The organism is Microtetraspora niveoalba, from assembly GCF_001570405.1.
GTDB classification, from domain to species: Bacteria; Actinomycetota; Actinomycetes; order Streptosporangiales; family Streptosporangiaceae; genus Microtetraspora; species Microtetraspora niveoalba.
On record NZ_BBYM01000032.1, the window covers coordinates 109316 to 117187 of the forward strand.

The following is a 7872-nucleotide window of genomic DNA, read 5'->3' on the forward strand; positions in this document are numbered from 1 at the left end:
CTATACCGAAAATCTGGAGCCCAGACTTTGAGCGGCCGTCCTTGCCGGCTTTTCACCCCTATACCTACCGTTCGAGGACATCCAGATTGGGGGCTTGTGCCGTGAAAGGAAGCACTCCTATCGCCATTTACCGGCGGCCCTGCCCGGTGAATGGAGAACCAATGACGCGCGTCGTCGCCGAAAGAGGGGCGGGCAGTTCATGACCATGATTTCCGGCGCCGAGCCGCTGGCCCCGGCCGCCACCTTGTCGACGGTGCTCCGCGCCCAGGCGGCGCGGCGTCCCGACGACCGGGCCTACGGGTTCCTGCGCGACGGCGAGGAGCTGACCGAGACGCTCACCTACGCGGAACTCGACGCCGCGGCGACGGCCCGGGCCGCCTCGTTCACCGCGCTGGGCCTGTCGGGCGGCAGCGCCGTCCTGCTGCACCCGACCGGCCCGGAGTTCGTCAGGGCCCTTTACGGGTGCGTGCGCGCCGGCGTGAGCTGCGCGCCCACCCCCGTGCCCGACGGCAGGAAGGCCCTGGCCCGGCTGCGCCGGATCGCCGACGACGCGGGCGCCTCGGCCGTCCTGACGACCGGGGCCGTCAAGCGCGACCTGGAGGAACGCTTCGCGGGGCTGCCGGAACTGGACGGCATCGCGATCGTCGACACCGAGTCGATGCCGCCGGCCGATCCCCGGCGGCTCTCCGAGCCGGCCCCGGACGACGTGGCGCTGCTGCAGTACACGTCGGGCTCCACGGGGGCGCCGAAGGGCGTCATGGTCACCCACGCCAACTTCCTGGCCAACGTGACCGAGACCGAGCGGTCGTTCCCCGTCGGGGACGACGGCGTCGTGGTGTCCTGGTTGCCGCTCTTCCACGACATGGGACTGCTGCTCACCGTCGTGTTCCCGCTGTGCGCGGGGGTTCCCGCGTACCTGATGCCGCCCGACGCGTTCGTGCGCCGCCCGGCCCGCTGGCTGGAGGCGATCTCCCGGTTCCGCGGCACCCACGCGGCCGCGCCCAGCTTCGCGTACGAGCTGTGCGTGCGCACGGCCGCCGAGGGCCGGGTGGATCCGGCGCTCGACCTGTCGTCGTGGCGTGCGGCGATCAACGGCGCCGAGCCGGTGCGCTGGCATGTCGTGCGCGCGTTCGCCGAGACGTTCGCGCCGTTCGGGTTGCCGCGCACCGCTCCGTGCCCGGGGTACGGCCTGGCCGAGAACACGCTGAAGGCCACCGCGAACCCGCCGCACCTGCCACCGAGCGCCCTGTGGGTGTCCGCCGACGCCCTGCTCTCGGGCCGGGTGGAGATTCTCGACGAGGACGATCCGGCGGCCAAGCCGCTGGTCGGCAGCGGTGTCACGACCGGCTCCACCCGGGTGGAGATCGTCGATCCCGGCACCATGGCGGCCTGCCCGCCGGGACGGGTCGGGGAGATCTGGATCCACGGGCCGTGTGTCGCCGCCGGATACCTCGGCCGGCCGGCCGAGACCGCCGAGACGTTCCTGGCCCGCCTGTCCGGCGAGGCGGAGGAGCGGGCCTACCTGCGCACCGGCGACCTCGGGTTCGTGCACGACGGCGAGCTGTACGTCGCCGGGCGGCTCAAGGACGTCATCATCCGCAAGGGCCGCAACCACTATCCGCAGGACATCGAGCTGACGGCCGAGTCGGCGCACCCCGGCCTGCGGCCGAACTGCGCGGCGGCGTTCTCGGTGGACGACGGGGAACACGAACGCCTGGTCGTCGTCGTCGAGGCCGACGGCCGCGTCCTGCGCTCGACTCGTCCCGACGTGCTCCGCGAACGGATCGGGGAGGCCATCCGCGAGGAGCACCGGCTCCGGGCCGACGAGGTCCTGCTCGTCCGGCGCGGGCTGCTGCCGCGCACGACCAGCGGCAAGGTCCGGCGTCGCGCCTGCCGGGCGGGCTACCTGAACGGCGAGCTGAAGGCCGCACATTTCGTGACCGCCGACTGAGCATTTCCCCATAACACTGACAGGGCCGCCGGGTGATAAATTCACCGGCGGCCCTAAAGTCTGCGTTCATGCATGAGACGGATCAACGCTTGTTCTGAACCACTAGCTCCTCAAAGGCCCACCTCGTATGGTTCAAATTCGTCATCCCGATAACTCGAAGATAGAGGCCGCCTTTTCTCCGGAACACCCGTAGAGACCCTTATTCACACCCGTAGTGCCCTTCTGCCGGTACGGCTGAGCCGTACCGGCGAAAAGGTCAGCCGAGCTGCTCCCGGATCAGGTCGATCAGCTCCTCGTCGCTCGCGGCGTCGAGGCGGTCGGCCAGGGTGTCGCCGGCGGACGCCTGCTCGGCCGCGGTCCACCTGGCGAGGAACGCCTGCAGCCGCACGGTGACCCGGGCCCTCGACAGCCCGTCCGGCGGGTTGGCGGCCATCGCGGCCTCCATCGTGTCCAGCGCCGCGATCAGCGGCTCGACATCCGTGACCGGGTCGGCGCCGGGCAGCGTGCCGTTCAGGTGTGCGGCGAGCGCGGCCGGGGTCGGGTGGTCGAAGACGATCGTCGAGGAGAGGGGGGTACCGCACTCCTTCGCCAGAAGGTTGCGGAATTCGACCGCGGTCAGCGAGTCGAATCCGAGGTCGCGGAAGGGGCGGGTCTCGTCGATCCGGTCGACCGAGGAGTAGCGGAGCACGACGGCGAGGGTGCGCCGGATCAGCTCCAGCAGCTCGACCATGCGCTCCTCGGTGCTCAGCGTGGCGAGCCGGGCGCGCAGTCCGCCGTCGTCGCCAGGTGTGTCGTCCGAGGTGCCCAGCGTGCGGGTGACTTCGGGCAGGTCGCTCAGGAGCGGGCTCGGCCGGGTGGAGGTGAACGCGGGCGCGAACCGTGTCCAGTCCACGTCGGCCACCGTCAGTGCGCTCTGGCCGTGGTCGACCGCCTGTGCCAGCGCCGAGATGGCGAGCTCCGGGTCGAGGGACGCCAGGCCGCGGCGGCGCAGGAACTCGTCCGCCTCGCCGGACACCGCCATCCCGGATCCCGCCCATGGCCCCCAGGCCACCGAGGTGCCGGCCAGGCCGTGGTCGCGCCGATGCCGCACCAGCGCGTCCAGGTAGGCGTTGCCCGCGGCGTACAGGCCCTGCCCGCCGCTTCCCCACGTCGCCGCGATCGACGAGAACACGATGAACAGTTCCAGGTCCGCGTCCGCGGTGAGGGCGTCCAGGTGGGCCGCGCCGGTCACCTTGCCGCCTGTGATCTCGGAGATGTCGGCGACGCCGGTCTCCTCCAGCGTCGCCGACTGGGCGACACCGGCGGCGTGGACGACGCCGATCAGCGGGCGGTCCGCCGGGATCGCGGCCAGCACCTCGGCCAGCGCGTCCCGGTCGGAGACGTCGCACTGCGCCACCGTCGCCCGCGTTCCGGCCGCCGCCAGTTCGGCGACCAGGTCGGCGGCGCCGGGCGCCTGCGCGCCCCGGCGGCCGGTGAGCACCAGGTTCGATACTCCGCGTCCGGCGAGCCACCGGGCGACGGCGCCTCCCAGGGCGCCGGTGCCGCCGGTGATCAGCACGGTGCCGGGCCGGGACGGCGCCCATGGTGTCGCGGTGGATCCCGGGTGGCTCGCACGAGCCAGGCGCCGGACGAGAATCCTGCCGCCGCGGAGGGCGACCTGGTCCTCGCCGGCGCCGCCACTGAGCACCGCGACCAGTCCTTCCCGGGTACGGGAGTCCGTGCCGGAGGGCAGGTCGATCAGGCCGCCCCAGCGCTGGGGCTGTTCCAGCGCGGCGACCTGGCCGAGGCCCCACAGTTGCGCCTGTTCCGGATGGGTCACCCGGTCCGTTCCGTCGACCGCCACCGCGCCGCTGGTCAGCGTCCACAGTGGTGCGGCCAGGTCGGCGTCGCCGAGTGCGTGGATCAGGGTGAGCATCGTTGCCAGGTCGCCCTGCTGGCCGGGCTGGTAGACGATTCCGTTGACGACCGGGGCCGCCGCCCGCAGGCGCTGCGCCAGTTGCTCCCGGTCGAGGTCGGCCGCGGCGACGGTCAGCGTGACCACCTCGGCTCCGGCCGCGTGCAATGTGTCACGAAGGGCCGGGGCGTCCTCCGTGGTGATGAGGATCCAGGTGCCGCCGAGGCGGCCGGTCATGGGCTGGCGGCCGGCGAGCGGCTTCCATTCGATCCGGTAGCGCCAGGTGTCGAGCGCCGATTCCTGTCGGCGCTGCCTGCGCCACGACGACAGCGCGGGCAGCACCTCGCCCAGCGCCTGGGCCCGGTCGCGGAGGCTCAGTGTCCCGGCCAGGTCCTCCAGGTCCTCGCGTTCGACCGCCTCCCAGAACCGGGACTCCACCACATCACCGGATACGACCGCCCGCATGGCCCTCGGCTTCGGCCAGAACCGTTCCCGCTGGAACGCGTACGTCGGCAACTCGACTCGGCGGCCACCCGGAAGGACGGACGTCCAGTCGATCTCGACGCCGGCCGCCCACAACCGGCCCAGCGCCATCAGTGCCGTCTCGGCCTCGTCCCGGTCGCGGCGCAGCAGCGGCGCGAACACCGCGTCGACCGCCTGCCGGACCGGCGCCGTCTCCGCTTCATCCCGGCGCAACACTCCCGCTTCATCCCGGCGCAGCAGCGGCGCGAACGCCGCGTCGAGCGTCTGCTGGGCCATCCCGCACAACACCCCGTCCGGGCCCAGCTCCACGAACCGGGACACACCCCGCTCGCCCAGACGCCCGACTCCGTCGGCGAACCGCACCGCCTCCCGCACCTGCCGCACCCAATATCCCGGCACGCTCATCTCGCCCGGTTCGGCGAGCGTTCCGGTCAGGTTGGACACGATCGGGATCCGCGGTTCGTCGAACGTCAGCGTCTCCACGATGGCCGCGAACTCGGCGAGCATCGGCTCCATCAGCCGGGAGTGGAACGCGTGCGAGACCGTCAACCGGCTCGTCTTACGGCCCTCGGCCGCCCACCGGGCCGCCAACTCGTCGATCACCCCGGCGTCGCCCGAGACGACCACCGAGTTCGGGCCGTTGACCGCCGCGATGTCCACCAGGCCGCCGACCGCCTCGACCACCTCGTCCTCGGACGCCTGCACGGCGAGCATCGCGCCACCCGACGGGAGCGCCTGCATCAGGCGGCCCCGCGCCGCAACCAGCGCACACGCGTCCGGCAGCGACAACACTCCGGCGCAGTGCGCGGCGGCTATCTCACCGATCGAATGGCCCAGCAGGAAGTCCGGGACCACCTGGAGCGACTCCAGCAACCGGAACGACGCCACCTCCACCGCGAAGAGTCCGGCCTGCGCCCACACGGTCTGATCGAGATCCGCCCCATCGAACACGACATCCCGCACCGGCCGATCGAGCCGAACGTCCAGCTCCGCGCAGACGGCATCGAACGCGTCCGCGAACACCGGGAACCGCGCATACAAGCCCCGCCCCATCCCGGCCCGCTGCGAACCCTGACCGGTGAACAAGAACGCCGTCCGGCCCTCGCCCGCCACACCCGAGACCACACCGGCGGCGGGCTCCCCCTCGGCCAGCGCGCCGAGGCCGGCCAGCAGGCTGTCTCGATCGGCACCCAGCACCACCGCGCGGTGCTGCAAATCCGCCCGGCCCAGCAACGACGTAGCCACGTCCGCCGTCGCCAGCTCCGGCCGCTCCGCCACGAACCCGCGCAACCGCTCCGCCTGCGCTCGCAGCCCGTCCGCGGTCTTGGCCGACACCGGCCACGGCACCATGGCCGGTGCTTCCCCGGAGTCCGGTGTCGGCGCTTGCTCGACCTCCGCGACGACCGGCGCGGCCTCCACGATCACGTGCGCGTTGGTGCCACTGACCCCGAACGCGGACACACCCGCCCGACGCGGCCGATCCACCTCCGGCCACGACCGGGCCTCGGTCAGCAACTCCACCGCACCCGCCGACCAATCCACCTGAGGAGTCGGCTCATCGGCATGCAGCGTCGCGGGCAGCACACCATGCCGCATCGCCTGCACCATCTTGATCACACCGGCCACACCGGCCGCCGCCTGCGTGTGCCCGATGTTCGACTTGATCGACCCCAGCCACAACGGACGATCTTCTGGGCGGTCCTGCCCGTAGGTTGCCAGCAACGCCTGCGCCTCGATCGGATCACCCAACCGAGTGCCGGTGCCGTGCGCCTCCACCACATCCACCTCAGCCGGAGACAACCGCGCGTTCGCCAACGCCTGCCGGATCACCCGCTCCTGAGACGGACCGTTCGGAGCCGTCAACCCGTTGGACGCGCCATCCTGGTTGACCGCACTCCCCCGCACCACCGCCAACACGTCGTGCCCGAGCCGCCGCGCGTCCGACAACCGCTCCACCAACAGCAGCCCCACACCCTCACCCCAGCCGGTGCCGTCCGCCCCCGCCGCGAACGCCTTACACCGCCCATCACCGGCCAAACCGCCCTGCCGGTCGAACTCCGCGAACGCGCCGGCGGTCGACATCACCGTCACACCACCGGCCAGCGCCATCTCACACTCGCCGTTACGCAACGCCTGCACGGCCAGATGCAACGCCACCAGCGACGACGAACACGCCGTGTCCACCGTCACCGCCGGCCCCTCAAGCCCGAACGCATACGAGACCCGACCCGACAACACCGCCGCCGCGTTACCCGTGGCCACATGCCCTTCGACCTGCTCATCGGAGGCCGCCAGCAACGCCCCGTAATCCTGACCGTTCGTCCCGGCGAACACGCCGATCGAGGCGCCGCGCACCGAACGCGGATCCACCCCGGCCGACTCGAACACCTCCCACGCGGCCTCCAACAGCAGCCGCTGCTGCGGATCCATCGCCAACGCCTCACGCGGCGAGATCCCGAACAACCCCGCATCGAACTCGGTCACCCCATCGACGAACCCGCCGACCCGGGCATAACCGACACCGGAGTCCACAGCCCAGCCACGATCAGCAGGGAACGGCGACAAACCGTCCACACCACCGGCCACCAGCCGCCACAACTCCTCGGGGGTGTTCACACCGCCAGGGAACCGGCAACTCATCCCCACGATCGCGACCGGCTCCTCCACCCGATCCACCGCGGACGCCACCACCCCGGCAGCCGTCTCACCGGTTGAAGAGTCCCGGCCGAACAGCTCCTCTTCCAGGAACTGCGCCAACACCACCGGAGTCGGCCGGTCGAACACCAACGTCGCCGGCAACCGCAACTTCGTCGCAGCGTTCAGCCGGTTACGGAACTCCACCGCCATCAACGAGTCGAAGCCCAGCTCACGGAACGCCTGAGCAGGCGCGATCGCCTCGGCGGAATCATGCCCGAGCACAGCGGCAGCCAGGGCGCGGATCACGTCGAGCAGGAGTTGCCTGCGCTGACGAGCCGGCGCGGCGGCCAGCTCCTCCCGCAATCGGGAGCCGTTGCCGTCACCGGTTGCCGCGGGCAGTGCGGCTACCTCGGGCAGGTCACGCATGAGCGGGCTCGGCCGGGTCCCCGCGAAGATGGGAGCGAACACCGACCAGTCGATATCGGCGACCACGAGGTTCGGCTGATCGTGGCCCATGGCACAGGCCAGAGCCCGGACCGCCACCCGCGGATCCATGGCCGACACGCCACTACGGCGCAGCCGCTCCGTCACCGCCTGCCCGGTCGCCATACCGTCCCGCGCCCACGGCCCCCACGCCACCGACACACCCGGCAGACCCGCATCACGCCGCCGCTGCGCCCACGCGTCCAAGAACGCGTTCGCCGCCGCGTAATTACCCTGCCCCGCACTGCCCACCGCCCCCGCCAGGGACGAGAACACCGCAAAGAAGTCCAGCTCGCAATCCCGCGTCAGCTCATCGAGATGCACCAACCCCGACACCTTGGCCGCCAGCACCGCCTCGAACCGCTCCGGCGTCAGAGCGTCCAAGGTGCCGTCATCCAGAACACCCGCCGTGTGCACAACGCCT

General features: G+C 71.6%; 2 protein-coding genes. One reads left to right on the plus strand and one right to left on the minus strand.

Going from position 1 to position 7872, the window contains the following annotated elements; translation table 11 throughout:
* Positions 1–199: 199 nt before the first annotated feature.
* Positions 200–1951, plus strand: coding sequence for a fatty acyl-AMP ligase (locus AWQ70_RS28565; RefSeq protein ID WP_067182563.1), 1752 nt, complete (start codon positions 200–202; stop codon positions 1949–1951).
* A gap of 256 nt (positions 1952–2207) precedes the next feature.
* Here AWQ70_RS28565 and AWQ70_RS28570 read toward each other — a convergent pair whose 3' ends face one another.
* Positions 2208–7865: a type I polyketide synthase gene (locus tag AWQ70_RS28570; protein ID WP_067182566.1), complete on the minus strand. Its 5658-nt coding sequence runs from the start codon at positions 7863–7865 to the stop codon at positions 2208–2210.
* Positions 7866–7872: the final 7 nt, after the last annotated feature.